Genomic DNA, 21,172 nt, shown 5'->3' with positions numbered 1-21,172 from the left:
CGGAAGCGAGGCGCCCCGCCGCCCACGCGCCGGCCCGCCCCCACCTCAGTACGCGTAGTCCTCGCCCGCGACCCAGTCCGGGAACTCCCAGTCCGTGCGGGCCACGGTCGCGCCCTCCGCGGCGGCCGCCTCGATCGCCTGGTCGAGCGCGGTCGAGTTGGCGTCGGAGAGGTCGATGAGCGCCTGCTTCAGGTCGGTGATCTCGCCGCCGAGGTATCCCTGGATCACGTCGCCCAGCTCGGGGGTGACGGGCGTCCGGCGGGCGTCGACCTGCGCGACCTCGACGTTGCGGACGATCGCCTGGGGCGCCCGGAACACCTGGGTGGAGAAGTTCTCGACCATCTGCTTGTAGGGCGCGATGACGTCGGCGTCGGCGACCACGTCGAGCAGGATCGGCGGCTGGTCCATGCCGGTCGCGAGCTCGCGCTGGTAGTCCTCCTGCGTGAACGACTCGATGAGCAGCGACGCCTGCTCCGCCATCTGCGTCGACCCGGCCATCACCCAGTCGGCCCCGCGCGCACCGCGGGAGGCGACCACGGGCTGACCCTCGGGCGTCGGCATCCCGGCGAGCCCCATCGTCGGCAGCATGTCCGGGTTCAGGGAGCGCACGCCGCCGGGGGAGTAGGGGCCGTCCATGTGGAAGCCGATGCCGCCGGCGGCCCACCGCCCGCGGGCGTCGGGGATCTGGAACCCGGCGCTGCCGGGGAGCAGGAACCCCTTGTCGTGGATCTCCTTGTACAGCTCGATCGCCGTCACGTACGCGTCGTGGTGGTACTCGTACTCACCGGTGTCGTAGCGGAGGCCCTGGTATCCGGGGAAGCCGCCGGCCTGGGCGAGGTCGTCGATCTGCTCCCGCATGCGCCCCGCCGCACCGAGCGCCATCGTCATCGGGGTGAACTCGCCGTGGTCGGCGATGGCCTGCAGCGCGGCGATCAGCTCGTCGTAGCTCGTCGGCGGCTCGAAGCCGACGGCCTCCGCCACGTCGGTGTTGTACCAGGCCAGGCCCACGTACTGCTTCTCGCTGAACGTCGGCATCCCATAGATCTTGCCGTCGAGCTGGGTCAGGCCCTCGACGAAGGCGCCCTCGGGCAGGCGCGCCTTCACCTCGTCGGAGACGGTGATCTCGTGGACCCAGCCGGCCTCCACGAGCGCCGGCAGCGGCAGACCCACCAGCGCGGTGTACACATCCGGCAGGTTGTCGGACTGGTTCGCGAGCTGCAGCGCCTCGGTCGCGGCGCCCGGCTCGTTGTAGGTGTGCTCGATCGTCACGCCGAGCTTCTCGCCCTGCTCCTCCGCCCAGCGGGCGTGGAGGTCCTGCAGGCCGCCGAAGTGATCCCACCAGCGCAGTGCGCCGTTCGCCCCGCCGCCACCACCGGCCGACGGCGGGGCGCTGGGGCCGCCGCACGCGGCGGCGAGGGAGGCGAGACCGGCGGCCCCGAGTCCGGCGAGGGCGTGCCGACGGGAGAGTCGGGTGCGGGGGTGATGCATGGGAACTCCTCCTTGAGAACGTGATGCATGGGTCGAGCGGGGACTGCGGGGTCGTGCGATGAAGGGCCCGGCTCAGGACTTCACGGAGCCGGCGATGCCCTCGACGAAGTAGCGCTGCATGAAGGCGAACAGCGCGACGATCGGGATCAGGGAGATCACGCCGGCGGCGGCCATGCCGGGCCAGTCCGTGGAGTTCTCCCCGACGAAGGCCTGCATGCCGACGCTGACGGTGCGCAGCGCCGGGTTGCTGAAGGAGAACACCAGCGGCAGGAAGAAGGCGTTCCAGGTGAAGAGGAACGTCAGGACCGCGACGGTGGCGGTCACCGGCATCGACAGCGGCAGCATCACCTGGGTGAAGGTGCGCAGGAACCCGGCGCCGTCCACCACGGCCGCCTCCTCGAGCTCCGCCGGGAGGCCCCGGAAGTAGCCGGCGTAGATCAGGATCGCCGCCACGTTCGCCCCGCCGGAGAGGGCGAGGATCATGCCGGAGAGCTGGTCCAGCAGCCCGAGCTCCATCGAGAGCTTCACGATCGGGATGATCGTGTACCCGGTGGGGACGAACAGCGTCGCCACCAGGATCCCGAGGATCAGCCGCGACCCCGGGAATCGGTACCTGCCCAGCACGTAGCCGGCGAGGGCGCAGCGGACCACCACGATCACCACCGTGCCGACGGTGACGATCACCGTGTTGAGGAGATAGCGCTGGAAGTTCCCGTCGGTCCACGCCCGCGCGTAGTTCTCCCACCGCATCTGCTCGGGGATCAGGCCCAGCCCGCCGGCGAAGATCTCCGCCGGGGACTTGAACGAGGCCGAGAGCATCCACAGGAAGGGGTAGATCCACAGCAGGGCGATCAGTCCGAGGACGCCGACGACCAGCCACCAGGGCAGCCGGCGCCGCCAGCGCGGCCGACGGGGAACGGGGACTCGCGGCGTCGGCCGTGCGACGGCGGAGGGGCGGGTCGAGGCGGTCATGCGCGGGCTCCAGAGCGTCGGGCGAGCATCGTGACCCACAGCTGAACGCCGACCACCACGAGCACCATCAGCCCGAAGAGGACCGCGGCGGCGGAGGCGAAGCCCAGCTGGGGGATGGTGGCCGCGAAGGCGAACCGGTAGATGTAGATCTCGATGATCTCGGTGCTGAAGAACGGGCCACCGGCGGTCATCGTCTGCATGAGGTCGAAGGCGTGGAAGCAGTCCTCGACGGTCAGCACCGAGATGATCAGCAGGAACGGGATCAGGAGCGGGAGCGTGATGTGCCGGAAGGTCTGCACCGCGCTCGCCCCGTCGATGCGCGCCGCCTCGTAGAGGTCCCGGGGGACGGTCTGCAGCGCGGCGAGCCAGTAGATCAGGGTGATCCCGAAGAACTTCCAGACGTACACCAGCGCCGCGGTGACCAGGGCGGTGCTCGAGGATCCGAGCAGGTCGATGCTCCCCAGCCCCAGCAGCCGGGCGATCGCCGAGAGCGGCCCGCTCGCCGGGTCCAGCACGAAGCGCATCACGACGCCGACGATCGCGGTGGTGGTCACCACGGGCAGGAAGTACATGGTGCGGAAGAACGCGGAGAACGGCAGCTTGGGGGAGTTCAGCACGATCGCGAGGAAGAACGCTCCGAACACCCGCAGCGGCGCCACGATCAGCATGAACACCAGGGTTATCCGCACCGCCGACCAGAACATCGGATCGGCGAGCACCGCGCGGTAGTTGGCCAGGCCCACGAACCGCTGGTCGGAGGTGAAGCCGTTCCACTCCACGAGCGAGTACCAGTAGCTCGCGAGCATGGGGTAGAGCGTGTACATCCCGTACAGCACGAAGGTCGGCAGCAGGAAGGCGTAGATCCACAGGTTCCGACGGCGCAGCCGTGCTCTCCGGGCCGGCCGACGGCGGGGCTCGGGGACGGGGCGCGCCGCGGGTGCCGGATCGGTCGTCGCTCGGGTGAGCACCGGGGGACTGGTCATCGGAGGCCCTCCTTCCGGGGCTAGATGAGAGGACATCGCTGCACCGCGCGGGAGGTCAGCGGATCTGGCTGATCGAGAAGGTGGACGGGTCGCCCCCGATGCGCTGCCCGGCGTCGAGGGCGTCGATCCGAGCCGTCTCCTCCTCGGTGAGCGCGAACCCGTCGAGGTCGAGGTTCTCGACCAGGCGGGCGCGGGAGGTGGTCTTCGGGATCACCACGAAGCCGTTCTGCAGGTGCCAGCGCAGCACCACCTGCGCGGGCGTGACCTGGTGGTCGGCGGCGATCCGGGTGATCTCCGGGAGGGAGAGGTCCGCCCCCTGCCCGAGCGGCGAGTAGCTCTCCACTGCGATGCCCAGCTCCGCCTGCAGCGCACGGAGGTCCCGCCGGGCATGGGTGGGGTGCAGCTCGATCTGGTTCACCGCCGGGAGCATCGAGGCGGTGCGGGCCAGCTCCTGCAGGTGCTCGGGGAGGAAGTTGGAGACGCCGACGGCGCGCACCGTCCCCTCCGCGTGCAGGCGCTCGAAGGCCCGCCAGGTCTCGGGCCACAGTCCCGCGGCGGGGTTCGGCCAGTGGATGAGGTAGAGGTCGAGGTGGTCCAGCCCCAGCCGCTCCAGGGAGTCGGCGCAGGCGCGGAGCGCCTGGTCGTATCCCTGCTCACCGTTGCGGAGCTTGGTGGTGATCACGACGTCCTCGCGGGGGATCCCGGAGGCGCGGAGCGCGGCGCCGACGCCGGCCTCGTTGTTGTAGGCCGCGGCGGTGTCGATGTGGCGGTAGCCCACCTCGAGCGCCTCCTCGACCACGCGCTGCACCTGATCCGGCGGGATCTGGAAGACGCCCAGCCCGAGCTGGGGGATGTCGACGCCCGGGGCGATCTCGGTGCGGTGCCGGTACGGGGCGGCGGGGGAGGGGCTCATCGGAGCTGCTCCAGCTCCAGCAGGGAGACCGACGGCAGCGGGAGGTCGACCTCGAGGGTGAGCACCCCGTCGTGGCCGACGGTGATCTCGCGCGGGGGCTCGAGCTCCTCGAGGCCTTCGCGGGCATGGATCCGGGCGAGCTGGTCGGCCGAGGGGACCTGGGGGGAGCCGAGGTCCTGCCACACGGTGTGGCTGTTGGAGTGGTCCTCGTCGATGCGGTGGTGGGTGAGGCGGTGGCTGCCGGGGGTGAGGCCGCGCAGGGTGAGGGTGACGGGGGTGGGGGCGTCGGCGGTCTGGTACTGGTCGTCGGTGTGGCGCCAGATCGCGGCGGTGATCCGGCCGTCCTCGTGGCGGGAGGCGAGCACGTCGACCTCCTCCGGCATGGACCGGCCGTTCGCGTCGTCGAGCAGCTCGACGCCGTGTGCTGCGTCGCTGGTCGCCGCGATCCGCGTGGGGCCGAAGTGGGACAGCATCCGGTACGCGTTCAGCAGCGGCTTCTCGACGCGGTCGGCGGTGAGGAAGGCGCGGGTGCCCTCGAAGTACCGCTCGCCCTCGAAGTAGAAGCTCCAGGACATGGCCTGCTGGAGGTTCGCGTCCTCGAGGGTGTTCAGGTCGAGGAGCTTCTTCATGAGCTTGACCTGGAAGACGGGGTAGTACTCGGTGTTCTGGAAGCGGAAGTTCGCGTTGTCATAGACCGAGAAGTGCGCCGGCACGCCGGCGTCGCATTCGTCGACGATCGCCGGCAGCTGGCGATAGGCCGGGAACTCGGCCATGACGCGGAGCATGGAGCGGACCTCGTGGAGCATCTTGTGCGCCGAGGGGTTCTGCTTCTCCGGGGCTTCGCCACCCGTGATGCCGTAGACGCGCCAGGGGGTGAAGCTGGAGCCCTTGGTGTGGAAGGAGACGAAGTCCAGCGGCAGGTCCTGCTCGTTCGTGTAGGTGAGGAAGCCGCGGAGGAATTCCGTGCCACCACCGGTCACAGCCGGGCCGCCGACCTTCGCCTGCGGGAGGACGCTGCGGATCCCCTCGACGGTGGCGCGGTAGAGGTCATGGAACTGTTCGGGGGTGCCGCGCCAGTAGAAGATGTCCGGCTCGTTCCACAGCTCCCACAGCCAGGTGTCGACCTCCCCCGCCCCGTACCGCTCGAGGCAGTGGGCGGCGGTCGCGGCGAGGAGGTCGCGCCACTTGTCGTAGTCCTTCGGCGGGTACGCCCACTGCCCCGCCTCATACGCCGAATAGGCGGTCGGACTCGAGGGGATCGTCAGCTCCTCCGCCTCCGGGGGGAGGAGGTCGCGCGGGGTGAAGCCGATCTCGACGAGGACGTGGTGGCCGGCCTCGACGATCGCGTCGTAGGCCTGGTCGAGGATCGTGAAGTCGTAGAACGGAGTGCCGTCGGCGTCCTCGTGGTAGACGTTCCCGTTGCCCCAGTGCGGCAGCCCGAACCCGGTCCCCGAGCAGAGCGCGTAGTGGGGGCGGATGTGGAACCCCGTCTCGGTCATGCCGCCGAAGGTGTTCAGTAGGTGCCGGCCGGTCGGGGTGTAGGTCCAGTTGATCTCGTCATAGCCCACGCTCTCCCACAGCCGGGTCAGCGGTCCGAGCTCGCTCGCCGCATCGATCTCGACCCTCGCGGCGTCGACGTGCGGGGCGTCCGGATCACTCGGGGCGAACGGCGGGAAGGCACGGGCACTGGTGAGGTTCGCATGGGTGGGCTGGGCGGTCGTGGACACGCGGGTCACTGCCTTTCGAGGGGCTCGCGGTGGCTGCGAAGTGGGGGAGTCACGCCGGGCGTCCGTGCCCGGAGCGGTGATGCGGTGGCACTCTCGTCGCCGACGAGCGATCTGCTCATCCGGAGGACGATCGCGGTGCGTCCCGGCTCCTGTGCCGGTCCGCGGAGGCGTACTGGTCGCGCCTCTTGGTGTGCAGCGAGCATAGGAAGACAGATTGCAGGTTGTCAACAATCTACGAGAGGTGAGCTGCGGCCGGGATGCTTCGGAGCGCGGGGGAGGAGACCGGGCGTGCCGGTCAGAGCCCGGACTTGCCCTCGGGTCCCGGCCCGGAGAGCGGCGGGGTCTCCGCGGGGTCGTGCTCGAGATCGCGCATCTTCCGGATCTGGCGCAGGGTCCAGCCGATGTGCTTCTCGATCGAGCCGACAGCGGCGACGGGATCGCCGGTGGCCAGCACGTCCCGCATCTCCTGGTGCTCGACGTGGAGCTTCGCGCGGAAGTCGGTGCGGTCTGTGCGGGCGTTGAGGAACATCGAGACCTGGCTGCGCAGCGTCACCCAGGCGCGCCGGAGCCGGTCATGCTGCGCCGCGGCGTACACCAGGTCGTGGAACTCGAGGTCGAGGCTCACGTGCTCGTTGTCCGGGGCGTCGGAGGGGATCCGGCGCATCCTCTCGATGACCTCGTCCATCTGCGCGAGCACGCCCGGGGTGATCCGCTCGGCGCAGCGCTCCATCGCGAGACGCTCGATCGCCAGCCGCATCGAGTAGATCTCCTCGATGTCCCCGTAGTCGAGGGTGATCACCCGTGCCCCGCGATGGCGCTGCGACTCGGCCAGACCCTCCCGGGTCAGCTCCGAGATGGCCTCCCGCACGGGGCCGCGGCTCACGGACATCGACTCCGCGAGCTCGACCTCCTTCAGCCGCTCCCCGGGGGCGAGCGCACCGGAGGTGATCATCTCCCGCAGCCGATCGGCGATCACCGTCGACAGGGCGGGAGGGGTCTCCACGCCGACCAGGAGTCTGGGCGTCGACATCGAGGCATCCTCCTCCGGATCGGACGGCTGGGGTGGGAACTGCGGATGAGTGTAGTGCTGGGTTCGACGTGGGCTTCGCGTCGGTGATGCCCGGCGCGGAGGCGCGGCCACCATCTCAATCGTCGAGTCGACCGACTAATGCAGGATCTGCGCTGAGCTCCCGACCAGTTCCTCGAGGAACGGCGGCTGCGCCCCGAGTCTCCCCACGGTGATCGCGGCACTCCGCAGCGCGGTCTCGGCCCAGGCCTCTGCGGCACGCTGAGGGACGGCGCCGTTGCGGAGCTCCAGATCTGCAGCCGCGGTGAGGATCGCGAAGAGCAGGCCCGACATGAACGCATCGCCCGCCCCGATGGTGTCGGCGACGGTGACCGGCAGCGCCGGGATCTCGGCGGTCCAGTGGGCGGTGCTGAGCGTGCAGCCCAGGGCACCACGGGTCACGACGAACAGCGCCACCCCCGACGCGTGCATGCGGTCTGCGACATCGACGACGCGCTCGGCGGGATACAGCCACTCGAGGTCCTCATCGCTCATCTTCACGACATGCGCCAGGCCGGCGATGCGCTCCACCCGGCTGCGGATGCCGGCCACAGGCAGGCCGAGCGACGGCCGGACGTTCGGGTCGAAGCTGAGGAGCGTGCCCGGGTGTGCAGCGGCGAGTGCTGCCTCTACCGCGGCGGCACCCGGCTCGATCGCCGTCGCCAGCGAACCGGTGTGGACGAGGCGCACCGGGTCGAGCCGAATCTCCCCGGGGTCCCATTCGATGTCGAAGCGGTAGGTCGCCGCGCCATCCGGACCGATCTGCGCCTCAGCGGTCGACGTCCTCTCCGGCGGCTCAGTGCCGGCCTCGCGCAGCCTCACGCCCGACTGCTCGAGGTGCTCGCGCAGAGCGTCGCCGTTCACGTCGGTGCCCAGGCGGGTAAGCAGCGCGGTGGGGACTCCGAGCCGCGCGAGACCCACGGCGACGTTCGCGGGACTGCCCCCGGGCCGAGACCGCACCGTGCCGTCCGCCTCGTGGACGATGTCGGTCAGAGCCTCCCCGATGACCAGAGCGGTGGGCTCGCTCATGCCGCGGGTTCGGTGAGAACGGTGACCGTGCGAGCACCTGGGAAGATCTGCTGGGAGATCAGGGCGCGGCCACCGTCGAGCTCGAGGTCCACGCACGAGCGGTCGACGACGAGATCGAAGGCGACCGTGGCCCCGGCCCGTGCCGAAGCGTAGGGCTGGGAGTGCGTGTGCTCGGGGGCGAACGGCTCCTCATGCGCGCTGCTGCGATCCAAGGAGACCTGCCCCTCGGAGTCGATGGCGAGCACCAGATCGCGATCACGCCCGCCGTCGCCGAAACGCAGCACCAGCCGGTGCGCGGAGGCGGTGGGCAGCTCTCCGCGCAGCCGGAACGGCTCCTCCGCATCGAGCTCCGCCAGCACCGTGGAGGCTGCCGGCACCTCGAGATCGAGAGTCCGGATCTCCTCGGGGATGACCAGGTGCTGGATCACCTGGAGCGTGCCGTCGGCCGCCCGCTCGAGGTGGAGCGTGCGGGGGAGAGTCATCGAGGAGCGCCACGGAGCCGTCGGGGTCTGCTCCGCGTAGGCCCAGTTGTTCATCCAGCCCAGGAGCACCGGATCCCCCTCGACACCGGAGAAGGAGACCGCCGCATAGCAGTCCGGGCCGAGGTCCAGCGGCTGCGGCGTCGTCTCGGCCGTGAAGCGGCGACCGTCGAAGCGCCCGATCAGACTGTAGGTGCCGGAGCCGCCGGCCGGGCCGCCGGGATTGGTGCTCAGCACGAGGACCCATGAGTCCTCCCCGCCGTCAGGGCTCGGCACGCGCAGCAGATCGGGGCACTCCCAGATGCCGCCATCGAGACCTGGGTGGGTGAACACGGAGATGGGCTCCCAGGCCAGCAGATCATCAGAGGCATGGAAATGGACGCTGTGGTCGAGGGCCTCGACCGCGACCATGATCCAGCGGCCGCTCTCCCGGTGGAAGAACACCTTCGGGTCGCGGAAGTTCTCGGAATCACGAGTGAGAACGGGATTGTCCGGATAGAAGGTCCAGGTGGCGCCGTCGTCCTGGGAGAAGGCGATCGACTGGGCCTGTATGCCCGGCGTCGTGGGATGGGTCTGCGTGAAGGCGCTGGTGTAGAACGCGACGAGCGGGCCCTCTCCCCCGGGGGTGCCGAGGCCGGAGGTGTTCTCGTGATCGTGGACGATGCTTCCGGAGAAGATCATCTCCGTCTTGGAGAAGGGCAGTGCGACGGGCAGGTTGGTCCAGGTCGCCAGGTCGCGCGACATCGCGTGACCCCAGGACATGTTGCCCCACGTGCTCCCGAGAGGATTGTTCTGGAAGAACGCGTGCCACATGCCGTTGTGCCGGATGAGGCCGTTGGGGTCGTTCATCCAGGTGTCCTCCGCGGTGAGATGGAACCTGGGGCGGTGGATGTCGGTGAGCGCGACGGGCGATGAAGTCGAGTTCATGATCTCTCTCGGGAGGCGGGTAGGGCAGGAGTCGTGGCTCCGAGGCGTCGGGGGCGTCAGGAGTTCGCGGTGAAGCGGTCGTAGGCGGCCTGGTAGACCTCGATCACCTCGGGCAGGCCGATCGTCTCCAGCTGGTTGACGTAGGCGTCCCACTCCTCCTCGATGCCGCCCCGCACGATCCAGGTGGCGATCTTCTCGGTGACCAGGGTGCTGATGTCGGTCTCGATGGTGCTGATCCGATTCAGCTCATCGACCGAGAGCATCACCGGCGGGTACTTCTCGTTGGCGCGGTGGGGCTCGTAGAACTCGGCGATCTGGGCCTGGCGCTCGGCGGCGCGGGGCTCGGCCAGCACGACTGTCTCGAAATCCTGCGCCGTGATGATCTTGGGGCCGCCCGGGGCGACCTTCACACGACGCTCCTGCTCGGTCTCGCCCTCGCCGACGGGGATCTGCTCGAGCAGACCGTCCTCGTTGATATGCTGCGAGACCCCGATCGGTCCCCAGTTTGCCTGTGCGCTCATCGCCGGATCGAAGAGCATGTCCGCCCAGCGCAGAGTCGCCGCAGCGTACTGGTTGGTGCGAGTGATCGCGAAGGCGCCGCGGTTGATCTCCTGGTTGTTGGCGACGCAGGCACGCTGGACACCATCCGGGCCCGGGAAGATCGGGACGATCGCGTAGTTTCCCGCACGCTCGGGGCCGACCACCTCAGGGATCTCCCAGAAGTAGAACGAACCCAGGGACTGCGGCTCCGCCTTGCCCTTGGCGACGAACTTGACGTAGTCCTGAGAGAAGGCCTCCTGGTCGATGAGGCCCTCGCCGTACCAGGTGTGCAGCTCCGCGATCGCGTCGCGGAACCCGTCGGTGTTCGCCGTGAACACGACCTTCCCGTCCTCGACGATGCGGTGGTCAGGGTTGTCGGCCTGGCCTCCGATCGCTGCGATCAGGTCGGCGATGTCTCCGATTCCGAGGAAGGAGAGCGGGATGGCGCCCTCCGGCCCGTTCTCCTTGAAGACCAGCAGCGCCTGGTGGTACTCCTCGACAGTCGTGGGCAACTCCAGATCGTGCTCCGCGAGCCAGTCCGTGTTGATGAACAGCATGCGGGGGAACTCGACCAGCCCCATCTCCTCAACGGACGGAAGGGTGTAGATGTGGCCGTCGGATGCGGTGATGGCGGCCTTGATGTCCGGACGCTCTGCGAGGATCCCCGCCAGGGTGGGGGCGTGCTCCTCGATCAGGTCCTCCAGAGCGATCAGGGTGCCATTGGCCCCGTACTTGGCGACCTCGGCATCGGAGAGCCCGGTGTTGAAGAGAGCGTCAGGGAGCTCGCCGCTGGCCAGCAGCAGGTTCTTCTTCTCGCCCCAGACCTCGTCGGGCTCGTTGTTCCAGGTGATCTCGATCCCGGAGTCAGCGCTCCAGGTCTGGACCAGCTCCATCGACTCGTAGTCCGGCGCAAGCGGAGACTTCGCGCCGCCGAAGGAGAGAGTCAGCTCCTCCGTCACGATCGGCAGGCCCGAGTCGGTCAGTCCGACCTCGGAGGAGAGGTCATCGGTGGTGCGCTCCGAGGGGCGGGAACAGCCAGCGACGCCCAGCATCGTGACTCCGAGGGCGGTGGCTGAGAGGGTGAATCGACGACGAGAAAGCATGACGGAACTCCTTTGTAACGGTGTGCATTGTGGGTGGGACGGAGCGGGAGAAGCGGAGCGAGGCAGGCGGCGACGGGTCAGCTCTTCAGGGCGCCGAGCGTCGCGCCCTTGACGAAGTGGCGCTGGAGGAACGGGAAGGCGATGAGCAGGGGAATCGTGGAGACGACGATCATCGAGTACTTCAGCAGTTCACCCATTCGTTGAGCTGCGGCGGTGCTCTCCATCGAGGCCATGTCCATTCCGGAGGAGGAGGCCTGGGACTGGATGAGGACATTGCGCAAGATCAGCTGCAGTGGATACTTCGACTCGTCGTTCAGGTAGATCATCGCGTCGAAGAACGCATTCCAGTTCGCGACCAGATGGATCATCACCATCAGGACGATGAGCGGCTTCGACAGCGGTATCGCGATGCCGAAGAAGAAGCGGAAGTCGGATGCTCCGTCGAGCTGCGCGGCTTCGCGCAGCTCCGGGGAGAGGTTCTGCTCGAGGAATGTGCGCGCGATGATCAGGTTCCAGACGCCGACGGCACCGGGCAGCACCACCGCCCACATCGTGTTGAGCATTCCCAGATCCTTGACCACGAGATATCGGGCGATCATGCCGCCGTCGAAGAACATCGTGATGACGAAGAGGACCATGAACAGGTTGCGACCGGGCATGTCCTTCCGACTCAGCGCGTAGGCGCCGGTGAGGATCATCGTCACGCTGAGCGCGGTGCCGACCACCGTGTAGAGCACGGAGTTCGCGAAGCCGCGAACGATCGTGGACGTGCTGAAGATCGTCAGATACCCATCGAAGGTGATGCCTCGCGGGAAGAAGACGACTTTGCCCTGCTGGACCAGGTTCGGGTCGGAGATCGAGGCGATCACGATGAAGTAGAGCGGATAGACGATCGCGAAGATCGACAGGCCGATCAGGCCGTAGGTGACCAGTCCGAACAGCGGGTCGGCCAGTCGGCGGTGGAGAGGCTCCCGGTGCAGCGGGATCCTGGCGGAGGTCGGAATGCTCGACATTTTCGTCACCACAGGCTCGATTGGTTGGCCTTCTTCGCGACCCAGTTGAAGGTCAGGAGGAGAAGGAGGTTGAGGACGGAGTTGAACAGCCCGATAGCTGCGGAATAGCTGAACTGGGCGTTCTGCAGGCCGGTCTTGTAGACATAGGTGTTGATGACCTCGGAGGTGGGGAGATTGAGGTCGGTCTGCATGAGATAGACCTTCTCGAAGCCGAGGTTGAAGATGTTCCCCACTGCGAGGATGAACAGAATCGTGATCACCGGGAGGATCCCCGGGATATCGATGTGCCGGATCCGCTGGAAGCGGTTCGCGCCGTCCATGCGGGCGGCCTCGTGCAGTGAGGGGTCGATCGCCGTCAGCGCTGCGAGGTAGATGATCATCGAGAAGCCGGCGTTCTGCCAGATGTCCGAGCCGATGTAGAGGGGTCGGAACCACTCGGGGCTGCCCATGAAGTAGATCGGATCTCCGCCCAGGAGCGAGATCGCATGGTTGACCATGCCGGAGCTGGGTGAGAAAAGCAGGTGGATCATGCCCACGACGACCACGACCGAGATGAACGAGGGGGCGTAGAGGACGGTCTGCGTGAACCGCTTGAACCGTTCGCTGGGCAGCTGGTTCACGATCAGCGCGAGGATGATGGGGACGGGGAAGGCCACCAGCAGCCCGACGGTGTTGATCGTCAGGGTGTTCGCGACGAGGCGTTCGAACTGGAACGAATTCACGAAGGAGACGAAGTGGTCCAGTCCCACCCACGGGCTCCAGAAGAAGCCGTCGACCGGGTTGTAATCGCGGAAAGCGATCTGGGCTCCGTACATCGGCCAGTACTTGAAGACGAAGAGGTAGATCAGCGATGGCGTCAGTAATACGTATAACTGCCAGGCGTGAAAAATGCGGACCGGGAGTCGCCGTTTCGCGCGCGGGGAAGGTGCTTCGGTCGTCGACGCGGCGACTTCGGCACCGTGGTCAGCGGTGACCGGGTGCGCGTTGTCGACCACGTCGACAGCGGGTGAAGGAGACATCATCGTCCTTTCGGTGGGGCAACGGACTGGCGATGGATGACCGGACAGTGGATCAGGTGGACCTCCGCCGGAGCGTCTGCATCGAGCACGAGAGCTGCCGCACGATCGCCCATTTCGGCGAAGGGCAGGCGAACGGTGGTCAGCGGCGGATGGAAGAAGTCGCGCAGCAGATCCTGGTCGTCGAAGCCCACGATCGAGACGTCCTCGGGGATCCGCAGACCGAGCTCGGCAAGGGCTTGGTACGCGCCGAGAGCGCTGCGGTCGTTGCCGCAGAAGATGGCTGTCGGGGGCTCTTCGAGGCTCATCAGGTGCCGGGAGGCCTCGAACCCGGAGCGCTGCACTCCTTCGCCCCGGTAGGCGAGGGCCGGGTCCGGATCGATGCCGGCCTCGCGCAGGGCTCGCTCGTACCCCTCGCGCCGTCCGCGCGCCGCGGGCAGGACGTCATGGATGTTGATCATCGCGATCCGGGTGTGCCCGGCATCGAGCAGGACCTTCGTTGCCTCGTATCCACCGGTGACCTCGTCCGGCGTGACGCTCGGGACCCTGTTGTCCCGCTCCCGGGCGTTCAGGCATACCGCCCGCGTGCTGAGTGCTGCTGCCGGGATCTCCACCTCGCGGTGATACATGGCGGTGTAAATGACTCCGCGCACGCGGTGCGAGAGCATCGTCCCGATCGCTGCACTCTCGAGGGCGTCGTCGCCACCCGTGTCGATGGTCATGAGCATGTGGTCGTCCTGCCAGGCGCGGTCCTGGGCGCCCTTGATGAGCATTCCCGAGAACGGCGCGGTGGCGACCTCGTCGCCCAGCAGCCCGATGATCTCGGCCACGCCTGTCTTCAGGCTCTTCGCCTGGAGGTTGGGGCGGTAATCGAGGTCCGACGCGGCGTCCCGCACGCGCTGCGCCGTAGTCTCCGAGGCGCGCCCTACGTACGACCCGCTGAGGACGATGGACACCACGGCCTGGGAGACGCCGGCGGCTGCGGCGACGTCTTTCATGGTCGGGCGTTGCGCCATCTCTCGCACCTCCGGTTCTCGTCAATCGTCGCCTCGGGCCGGTCACGTCCACGCTGGCGTTATTCGTATGACGCAGATCGTGGATCACGGAGCCCCTCCTGTCAAGCGCGGTGCGGATCTCGGTCGCCCACGCGCCGCAGGACGAGTGGACGAGTACGAGCACAACACCGTCGGCTTCGCGGGCGACGGCGAGTCCGACTCCCCGATCCTCGACCCCTTCGTCGCCGACGACGAGGTGCAGATGTGGGTCACGATCGGCGGGAGCGTCACCTACGACACGCAGATCGGTGGCAGCACCACGGTGCCCGCCTACCTGATCGACGCGATCGAGCTGCGGTGATGCCGGGCCTTCCTCCTCGTCACGGAGCGCACCTCCCGGCCGCTGACGCACCTACCGTCGGCGGACCGACCCGCCCGTGATCAGGCGCGGCATGAGCAGCACCCGCTCCGGACCCGCGCTCGGACCCCCGTCGAGTCGTGCGCGGAGTCGGGCCGCGGCGTGCGCCGCGATCTCGTGCTCGGGCTGCTCGACGTGGGTCAGGGCGGGCTGCAGGGCGCGCGCCAGATCCGTTCCGTCGAATCCGATCAGCGAGATGTCCTCGCCGATCCGCAGTCCGGACTCGTTCATGGCGATCACGGAGCCGAGGGTGAGCTCGTAGTTCGAGGAGAAGACGGCGGTGGGCCGATCGCGGCGCAGGAGGATCTCGCCCATCGCGCGTCGGCCCTGCTCGATGGTGAGCGGCCCGCTGGTCACGAGCTCCGGCGCCACCGCGGCGCCGGCGTCGGCCGCCTCGCGAAGGAAGCCCTCGGTGCGGTCGTTCGTGGTGGAGATGCTCCGGTCCCCGCCCACCACGGCCAGCGCGCGATGGCCGTGATCCAGCAGGTGGCGGGCGGCGATCCGGCCGGCCTCGCGATTGGCGAGGAAGACCCCGTCGCTCCCGGGGACGTCCGCCTCCCAGTCGATCAGCACGACGGGGATCTCCGACGCGGCCCGGCGCAGGGCCTCAAGATCGTGCGGCGAGGCGACGGCGACGATCCCGTCGACCTGGCGACCGCGCAGGAGCTCCGTCGCGCCGGTGGAGGCGTTTGGGCTCGAGGAGACGATGACGCTCAGCCCGGCGGGACGCAGCGCCGCCTCGACCCCCGCGATGAGCGCGAGGTGGAAGCTGTTGTCGAGCGCGGGCAGAAGCACGCCGACGGTGCGCGAGCGCTGTGAGCGCAGGGCGCTGGCGAGGGTGTTGGGCCGGTAGTCGAGCCGGGCCGCGGCCGCCTCGATCGCCGACCTGTTCTCTGGGCGCACGGGCAGGCCGTTGAAGTACTTCGAGATCGTGGAGAGGGCCAGGCCGGTCTCGGCCCGGATGTCCTTGTACGAGGTCATCGGATCTCCCGTGCTCCAGGAAAGGGTTGACGAGCAGTTCCGGCCATCCTACCGTCGGTGAGACGAAACGATTCGCCCACTCAGTGGACCCTCGGTGGCCCCGCGACGGCGCCGCAGCGGCGCCGAGCACCGTACACCGACGCGCCGACCTCCCCGGAAGAGGACCCCATGACCGCATCGCACGGCCTGCCCCGTCTCGACCCCGACTCCCTCCCGCCGGCGGTCGACACCTCCGACAGCACCGCCGCGCTCGCGGAGGTGGACGAGGTGATCGGCCGCGGTCCGTACAGCGCGGACTGGGACTCCCTGCGCGCCTACGAGGTGCCCCGCTGGTACGCGGACGCGAAGTTCGGGATCTTCCTGCACTGGGGGGTCTACTCGGTCCCCGCCTTCGGCAGCGAGTGGTACTCGCGCACCATGTATCTCGAGGGCACCCGGGAGCACTCCCACCACCTGGAGACCTACGGCCCGCATGCCGAGTTCGGCTACAAGGACTTCATCCCCTCCTTCACCATGGAGCACTACGACCCAGGCGCCTGGGCGGCGCTGTTCCGTCGGGCGGGCGCCCAGTACGTCGTGCCCGTCGCCGAGCACCACGACGGCTTCGCGATGTACGACACGGCCCGCTCCCGATGGAGCGCGGCGCAGATGGGGCCCCGCCGGGACGTCCTCGGCGACCTGCTCGCCGCCGTCGACGACGCCTCGATGACCCGTGGCGCCTCCTCCCACCGCGCCGAGCACTGGTTCTTCATGAACGGCGGCACCCGCTTCGACTCCGACGTGCGCGATCCGCGGTTCCAGGACTTCTACGGTCCGGCGCAGCGGGAGGAGACCGCTCCGAACGAGCGCCACCTGGAGGACTGGCTGCTGCGCACCGTCGAGATCATCGACCGCTACCGCCCGCAGGTGCTCTGGTTCGACTGGTGGATCGAGCAGCCCGCCTTCGAGCCCTACCTGCGCAGGCTCGCCGCGTACTACTACAACCGCGCCGCCGAATGGGGGCGGGAGGTGGTCATCAATTACAAGTGGGAGGCCTTCGCCGAGGGCAGCGCCGTCTACGACATCGAGCGCGGCACCATGGGCGGGATCCGCCCGGTGCCCTGGCAGAACGACACCTCGGTCTCCCGCTCCTCCTGGTGCTGGATCGAGGGCCACGAGTACAAGACCGTCACCGAGCTGGTCGTCGAGCTGGCCGACACCGTCTCCAAGAACGGCAACCTGCTGCTGAACATCGGCCCCCGGCCCGACGGCACCATCGCCCCCGAGGAGCAGCAGATGCTCGAGGAGATCGGCGACTGGCTCACCGGTCACGGGGAGGCGATCTTCGGGACGCGCCCGTGGATCGTCGCCGAGGAGGGCCCCACCCGATCAGTGGCCGGCTCCTTCGTGGACGGCGCCGCGGTGCATCACACCGCCGCCGACGTCCGCTTCACCACTCGCCACGACGTGACCGGCGACTACGTCTATGCGATCGCCCTCGCTCATCCCGAGGACGGCGTGCTGCGCATCCGCTCCTTCGGGTCCGGCCTGCGACTCCTGCCGCAGGAGATCCGCTCCGTGACACTCCTCGGCGGCCACGATCCGCTCCACGTGGAGCGCACCGCGGAGGCGCTGGAGGTCGCCGTCGGCCCCGGGACCGGCTCCCCGGTGGGCCCGGTCGTGAAGATCCGCCTCGAGCCCGAGACCGTGCCCGAGCGCACCGACCACCTCCACGGCTGATCCCGCCGCGGCGCTTCCTTCGGTGTGCGGCGGGGCGGCTCAGCGACGCGCGGCGTCTGCCTCCGTGAGCACCTCGAGGTAGCGCTCCACCCCGGCGTTGGTGAACGCCGTGACGTACTGCTCCCAGTGGGAGTCGTTCGTCGGATCCAGGTCGCCCAGCGCCATCTGCGTGGTCAGCTGCGCGTAGGTCGAGTCGAGGTTGGTGCGCAGCTCGCCGATCTCCGCGGACTGTGCGGAGGTGAAGAAGGGATTGGCGTAGATGCTCTCGATCGGCGAGCGGAACGGCTCGTAGAGCTGTCCGGCGCGGAACAGGGCGGGCTCGATCGACGTGCTCTCGTCGACGGCTTCGCCGTGGCGCACGTCGAGGCTCGAGTTGTGCGGGCTGAACTCGGGCCATGCAGCGTTGTCGGGCTTGTCCTCCTCGGCGGGCACCTTGGCGTACAGCGCCGTCCGACCGTCGATCCCGAGCTGCGTCCCGTCGGCCCAGTCCCAGAACACGCCCTGGGCCCCCATGCTGCGATCGAGCGACGGGAGCAGCCCGAGCTGCGCATCCGCCCAGCGCACGAGAGTCGCAGGATCGTCGCAGGTGCTCGAGATGACGAGGCCGACGGCGTCGCCGTGGGACTCGTTCCACGGCACGATCGGCGCCTTCCCTCCCGGGCCCGTGAAGGGCGTCAGCGGCACGAACTCCTTCCAGCGGTCATTCCCATCGCCGAAGTCGATGTTGGCGAAGGCCCAGTGGTGGGGTGCCTGGAGCACGCCCACCAGAGACTTCTCCTCGTTCATCGTGAGGCGCTTGAGCTGGTCGTTGTTCTGCGAGAAGGTGTTGCGGTCGATCAGGCCATCGGCGGTGAGGCGCGCGACCACCTCCATCACCTGGCGGAAGGGCTCGTCCAGCGGGGTGTAAACGATCGTCTCGCCATCGCGGCGGATGCGCTGGATGCCGAAGTCCATGAAGGCCGCGGCGATCAGTCCGAAGGGCAGCATCCCGGAGTCGCCACTGAAGGGGCGCAGCTCTGGATCCTTCGCCTTCATGTCGCGGAGCATCTGCTCGAACTCCTCGAGGGACTTCGGGTGCTCAGACCAGCCGGCCGCCTCCATCGAGGGGGTGTGGACCCAGGTGCGGGTGTCCGAGGAGGCGCAGTGGTAGCACTGGTTGACCGCCGGGATCGCGTACATCGCCCCGTTCGGGGCGGTCCACGCGGCGCGCAGGTCCGGGTTCTGCTCGAAGAGCTGCTGCAGCTCGGGCGCGTACTCGTCGATGAGCTGATCCAGAGGCTGGAAGAGGCCCTGCTCGCCGTAGGCGTAGAGCTGGGCCTTGGTGAACCCGCCCATCCATTCCGGTCCCAGCATGAACGCGTCGGGGAGGTCGCCGCTGGAGATGATGGCGTTGACCTTCGGGGAGCCCTCCTCACCCTGGGGGACGGTCGAGTACTCGATGTGCACCCCCGTCTTCTCCTCGAGGTAGTCGGAGTGGCCGTTGGTGGCGAGGTCGAGACCGTTCTCGCTGCGCGTGAGCACGGTGAAGGTGGTGGAGCCGTCTCCGAAGGGCTCGAGCTCCCGGGCGCGAGGGCCGACGTACCCCTCCGGGTACGGCACCCCGTCGATCTCCGGGCCCAGCTCGACCTTCAGCGCTGAGGACCCCTGCTCGTACTCGACCAAGGCCACGTCGGAGTCGGTCCCGCCCGCACCGCCGGAACAACCAGCCAGCGAGATCGTGGCGGGCAGGACGCCGAGCCCCAGCAGCAGGCTGCGTCGCCCGATCCTGTGCGGGGCGCCCGGGGGCGGGGTCGACGTCTCGGACTGTGTCGTCGGATGTGCTGCGGATTCGTGGGAGGGCATCGGATCTCCTGACCGGGGGCTGACTCGTGAACGGCAGGCCTCCGCAGCCGGGTTCGCTGGTCGTCGTCGGCAGCGTCGGCGGCGTCGGCAGATGGCGAACACCTCGGAGGGGCGGGAACCCCGTCCGAGCACCTCTTCGCTGACGTGTTCCGTGAGAGTGACATAGGTCCGATGTCTGGGTCAACGGATTTCGCGAATCGTTACGTTTTTTGTTCGGCGAGGGCTTCCGGGCCGACCGATGTGCTCGAGGGCGGAGAGCCCCGGGTGTTCAGTCCACGGACCAGAGGGCGTCGCACGCCTCGCAGGACCGGTCCCCGAACGGCGGAAGGCAGCCGTGCCAGTCGACCCAGTCGGGAGCCGGCGGCTCCGTGCGCGGGTCCGGGGCGCCGAGCAGGTGGTGCCTCACACGGGACGACCCGCACTCGGGGCACGTCCCCCGGGGCTCCGTGTACGGCGGCTCCGGCTCCTCGCCGAGGATCATGATCATGGCGGGAGCGTAGGGCCGGAGTCTGACATGTCGAGGTACCCCGTCCCGCCACCGAGGGCCAGGGCGCCAGGTCCGCTCACTCGAGGCCGGTGATCTCGCTGATCCGTCCCGCGCGCTGCTCCTGCCCGGAGCGGTACCAGCGCGAGGAGGTGGCGTTGTCGGCGCGGACGTAGCCCCCGTCGTCGACCACGACGGACCAGATCCGGGTCAGCGTGCCCGGGGTGGTGCCGTCGGCGCGGTAGGGAGCGATGTGGAGGGTGTCGGACTCGTCGATGGCCTGCAGCTGCTCAGGCGTCGTCCTCGCCGGCCGGCAGCGCGCCGTACTCCTCATCGGTCACCGGCTCGAGCCATTCGTTGCGCACGCCCTCGCCGGGCGTGATGAGGGCGAGGTGCGAGAACCTCGATCCGGCCGCCCGGGAACCAGGCCCCGACAGGGCACCCTGCGCCGCCGCACCTCCCGCTCCATGTCCATGCACCGCCCGTACATCCGCCAGATCTCGTCTTCGAGCTCGCGGACGAGGGCTCGGGCCCGGGCGTCGACCTGCCGGGCGCGCGCTCCGCGGCGCCGTCGGCCGGAGCGCCCTCTCGAGCACGACCCGACTCGCCCTGTCGCGGCGAGCGGCCTCGTACGCTACGCGCATGAGCCCCGATCGTCCCGCCTCCCGTCCCGGCGCGTGGTGGGTGGTCGGCCTCGCTGTCGTGGTGGCTGCGCCGCTCCTGGCCGCGTCGCTGCGCGCCGAGGGCGAGGGGCCGGGGACCGTCGCGGGCTGGGCACTGGGAATCGCCCTGACCTGGACTGTCGGCGGACTGCTGATCATGCGGCTGGCACCTACGGATCTCGCCGGCCGAGCCCCGGGGCGCGCACCGCAGGTCGCGGTGGCCGCCGCAGGCGTCTGCCTGGCCGCGGCCTCGCTGGCAGGCGGTCTGGTCCTGGCCGAAATCCCGACCACCGCCCCGTGGGTGGCACGTCCCGTCGCCGCAGCGACCGACGGGCGGTGGGGTGTGCTCGCGGTCGCGCTGGTGGCGGGCGCCGCTGAAGAGGTGTTCTTCCGCGGCGCGCTGCCTCGGCTGCTCACCGGCCCGGCCCGCTGGGTGGTCCCCACCGCGGTGTACGCCCTCGTCACGCTGTGCACCGGCAGCCCAGCTCTCGCGGTGATGGCCCTCCTGCTCGGACCGGTGGCGATGTGGGCCCGCGAGACCTCTGGCTCACTCGCCGGGGCGCTCTTCGTCCACGCCCTTTGGACGCTCACCATGGTGGGACTGTTCCCCGCCGTCATCGTCCGTGTCGGCGTCGTGGGCTGAGGCGTCCAGCTGCTCGAGCCGAGCAAGTCGATCCGCGGCCTGACGGCGGCGCTCGTCCTCGGGGCGCTCCCACCATGCGGGGCCCCGCTCTCCGAGGCCTTCCTTCGCGAGCTGGACGCGGTCTCGAGCTGAGCGGACGCTCGCCGGGTCGTCGTCGCGGCCGGCGCGCCCG

The 21,172-nt window shown here is 69.0% G+C and carries 18 protein-coding genes; 3 read left to right on the top strand and 15 right to left on the bottom strand.

All coding sequences use genetic code 11. The features are described from left to right. Positions 1-45: 45 nt before the first annotated feature. From ACZCAH_RS04735 to ACZCAH_RS04680, 12 genes are all read right to left on the bottom strand, one after another. Entirely contained in the window at positions 46-1,488 is a 1,443-nt protein-coding gene (locus ACZCAH_RS04735; protein ID WP_464339972.1) for an ABC transporter substrate-binding protein, read from the bottom strand. 72 nt (positions 1,489-1,560) lie between these two features. Beyond that, positions 1,561-2,460, bottom strand: a complete 900-nt coding sequence (locus ACZCAH_RS04730) for a carbohydrate ABC transporter permease (protein WP_464339971.1) — start codon at positions 2,458-2,460, stop codon at positions 1,561-1,563. Further along, positions 2,457-3,443: a carbohydrate ABC transporter permease gene (locus ACZCAH_RS04725; protein ID WP_464339970.1), complete on the bottom strand. Its 987-nt coding sequence runs from the start codon at positions 3,441-3,443 to the stop codon at positions 2,457-2,459. Before ACZCAH_RS04725 ends, ACZCAH_RS04730 begins: the two co-directional genes overlap by 4 nt. 55 nt (positions 3,444-3,498) lie before the next feature. After that, on the bottom strand, positions 3,499-4,356 hold the full coding sequence (locus ACZCAH_RS04720) for an aldo/keto reductase (RefSeq protein WP_464339969.1): 858 nt from the start codon (positions 4,354-4,356) through the stop codon (positions 3,499-3,501). After that, positions 4,353-6,083, bottom strand: a complete 1,731-nt coding sequence (locus ACZCAH_RS04715) for a GH39 family glycosyl hydrolase (protein ID WP_464339968.1) — start codon at positions 6,081-6,083, stop codon at positions 4,353-4,355. Before ACZCAH_RS04715 ends, ACZCAH_RS04720 begins: the two co-directional genes overlap by 4 nt. Before the next feature lie 295 nt (positions 6,084-6,378). Continuing rightward, the gene (locus tag ACZCAH_RS04710; protein ID WP_464339967.1) at positions 6,379-7,113 is read right to left on the bottom strand and encodes a GntR family transcriptional regulator; all 735 of its coding nucleotides are present in this window, start codon (positions 7,111-7,113) and stop codon (positions 6,379-6,381) included. 135 nt (positions 7,114-7,248) lie between these two features. Further along, the gene (locus ACZCAH_RS04705; protein ID WP_464339966.1) at positions 7,249-8,178 is read right to left on the bottom strand and encodes a carbohydrate kinase family protein; all 930 of its coding nucleotides are present in this window, start codon (positions 8,176-8,178) and stop codon (positions 7,249-7,251) included. Continuing rightward, positions 8,175-9,584 carry a glycoside hydrolase family 32 protein gene (locus tag ACZCAH_RS04700; protein ID WP_464339965.1) on the bottom strand — a complete coding sequence of 470 codons (1,410 nt, stop codon included), beginning with the start codon at positions 9,582-9,584 and terminating at the stop codon, positions 8,175-8,177. Before ACZCAH_RS04700 ends, ACZCAH_RS04705 begins: the two co-directional genes overlap by 4 nt. A 56-nt stretch (positions 9,585-9,640) precedes the next feature. After that, complete coding sequence (locus tag ACZCAH_RS04695) at positions 9,641-11,227, bottom strand: extracellular solute-binding protein (RefSeq protein WP_464339964.1); 1,587 nt, start codon at positions 11,225-11,227, stop codon at positions 9,641-9,643. 77 nt (positions 11,228-11,304) lie between these two features. Beyond that, on the bottom strand, positions 11,305-12,240 hold the full coding sequence (locus ACZCAH_RS04690) for a carbohydrate ABC transporter permease (protein ID WP_464339963.1): 936 nt from the start codon (positions 12,238-12,240) through the stop codon (positions 11,305-11,307). Between the two features lie 5 nt (positions 12,241-12,245). Beyond that, a complete protein-coding gene (locus tag ACZCAH_RS04685) occupies positions 12,246-13,259 on the bottom strand; it encodes an ABC transporter permease (protein ID WP_464339962.1) in 1,014 nt (337 codons plus the stop codon). Further along, positions 13,259-14,272 (bottom strand): LacI family DNA-binding transcriptional regulator, encoded by a 1,014-nt coding sequence (locus ACZCAH_RS04680; RefSeq protein ID WP_464339961.1) that lies wholly within the window; start codon positions 14,270-14,272, stop codon positions 13,259-13,261. Before ACZCAH_RS04680 ends, ACZCAH_RS04685 begins: the two co-directional genes overlap by 1 nt. 67 nt (positions 14,273-14,339) lie before the next feature. Between ACZCAH_RS04680 and ACZCAH_RS04675 the strand changes: the two genes are divergently transcribed. Then, a complete protein-coding gene (locus ACZCAH_RS04675; RefSeq protein ID WP_464339960.1) occupies positions 14,340-14,612 on the top strand; it encodes a hypothetical protein in 273 nt (90 codons plus the stop codon). Positions 14,613-14,663: 51 nt separating this feature from the next. On the opposite strand, the gene ACZCAH_RS04670 is transcribed toward ACZCAH_RS04675, so the two are convergent. Continuing rightward, positions 14,664-15,650, bottom strand: a complete 987-nt coding sequence (locus ACZCAH_RS04670; RefSeq protein ID WP_464339959.1) for a LacI family DNA-binding transcriptional regulator — start codon at positions 15,648-15,650, stop codon at positions 14,664-14,666. A gap of 168 nt (positions 15,651-15,818) precedes the next feature. Here ACZCAH_RS04670 and ACZCAH_RS04665 point away from each other — a divergent pair, with 168 nt between their 5' ends. After that, complete coding sequence (locus tag ACZCAH_RS04665; protein ID WP_464339958.1) at positions 15,819-17,369, top strand: alpha-L-fucosidase; 1,551 nt, start codon at positions 15,819-15,821, stop codon at positions 17,367-17,369. A gap of 39 nt (positions 17,370-17,408) precedes the next feature. On the opposite strand, the gene ACZCAH_RS04660 is transcribed toward ACZCAH_RS04665, so the two are convergent. Beyond that, a complete protein-coding gene (locus tag ACZCAH_RS04660; protein ID WP_464339957.1) occupies positions 17,409-19,211 on the bottom strand; it encodes an extracellular solute-binding protein in 1,803 nt (600 codons plus the stop codon). A gap of 563 nt (positions 19,212-19,774) precedes the next feature. Then, positions 19,775-20,029, bottom strand: a complete 255-nt coding sequence (locus ACZCAH_RS04655) for a DUF2255 family protein (protein ID WP_464339956.1) — start codon at positions 20,027-20,029, stop codon at positions 19,775-19,777. Positions 20,030-20,337: 308 nt separating this feature from the next. Here ACZCAH_RS04655 and ACZCAH_RS04650 point away from each other — a divergent pair, with 308 nt between their 5' ends. Then, a complete protein-coding gene (locus ACZCAH_RS04650) occupies positions 20,338-21,000 on the top strand; it encodes a CPBP family intramembrane glutamic endopeptidase (RefSeq protein ID WP_464339955.1) in 663 nt (220 codons plus the stop codon). Positions 21,001-21,172 lie beyond the last annotated feature (172 nt).

The sequence above is a fragment of the Brachybacterium sp. B718/18 genome (assembly GCF_055454375.1).
Note: the sequence above shows the minus strand (reverse complement) of the source record. Positions and strands in the feature narration are given on the sequence as shown.

Bases quoted from the DNA above. Each gene is read 5' to 3' on its own strand.
- ACZCAH_RS04735 (WP_464339972.1), bottom strand. From the start codon at position 1,488: ATGCATCACCCCCGCACCCGACTCTCCCGTCGGCACGCCCTCGCCGGA.
- ACZCAH_RS04730 (WP_464339971.1), bottom strand. From the start codon at position 2,460: ATGACCGCCTCGACCCGCCCCTCCGCCGTCGCACGGCCGACGCCGCGA.
- ACZCAH_RS04725 (WP_464339970.1), bottom strand. From the start codon at position 3,443: ATGACCAGTCCCCCGGTGCTCACCCGAGCGACGACCGATCCGGCACCC.
- ACZCAH_RS04720 (WP_464339969.1), bottom strand. From the start codon at position 4,356: ATGAGCCCCTCCCCCGCCGCCCCGTACCGGCACCGCACCGAGATCGCC.
- ACZCAH_RS04710 (WP_464339967.1), bottom strand. From the start codon at position 7,113: ATGTCGACGCCCAGACTCCTGGTCGGCGTGGAGACCCCTCCCGCCCTG.
- ACZCAH_RS04705 (WP_464339966.1), bottom strand. From the start codon at position 8,178: ATGAGCGAGCCCACCGCTCTGGTCATCGGGGAGGCTCTGACCGACATC.
- ACZCAH_RS04700 (WP_464339965.1), bottom strand. From the start codon at position 9,584: ATGAACTCGACTTCATCGCCCGTCGCGCTCACCGACATCCACCGCCCC.
- ACZCAH_RS04695 (WP_464339964.1), bottom strand. From the start codon at position 11,227: ATGCTTTCTCGTCGTCGATTCACCCTCTCAGCCACCGCCCTCGGAGTC.
- ACZCAH_RS04690 (WP_464339963.1), bottom strand. From the start codon at position 12,240: ATGTCGAGCATTCCGACCTCCGCCAGGATCCCGCTGCACCGGGAGCCT.
- ACZCAH_RS04685 (WP_464339962.1), bottom strand. From the start codon at position 13,259: ATGTCTCCTTCACCCGCTGTCGACGTGGTCGACAACGCGCACCCGGTC.
- ACZCAH_RS04680 (WP_464339961.1), bottom strand. From the start codon at position 14,272: ATGGCGCAACGCCCGACCATGAAAGACGTCGCCGCAGCCGCCGGCGTC.
- ACZCAH_RS04675 (WP_464339960.1), top strand. From the start codon at position 14,340: ATGACGCAGATCGTGGATCACGGAGCCCCTCCTGTCAAGCGCGGTGCG.
- ACZCAH_RS04670 (WP_464339959.1), bottom strand. From the start codon at position 15,650: ATGACCTCGTACAAGGACATCCGGGCCGAGACCGGCCTGGCCCTCTCC.
- ACZCAH_RS04665 (WP_464339958.1), top strand. From the start codon at position 15,819: ATGACCGCATCGCACGGCCTGCCCCGTCTCGACCCCGACTCCCTCCCG.
- ACZCAH_RS04660 (WP_464339957.1), bottom strand. From the start codon at position 19,211: ATGCCCTCCCACGAATCCGCAGCACATCCGACGACACAGTCCGAGACG.
- ACZCAH_RS04655 (WP_464339956.1), bottom strand. From the start codon at position 20,029: ATGAGGAGTACGGCGCGCTGCCGGCCGGCGAGGACGACGCCTGAGCAG.
- ACZCAH_RS04650 (WP_464339955.1), top strand. From the start codon at position 20,338: ATGAGCCCCGATCGTCCCGCCTCCCGTCCCGGCGCGTGGTGGGTGGTC.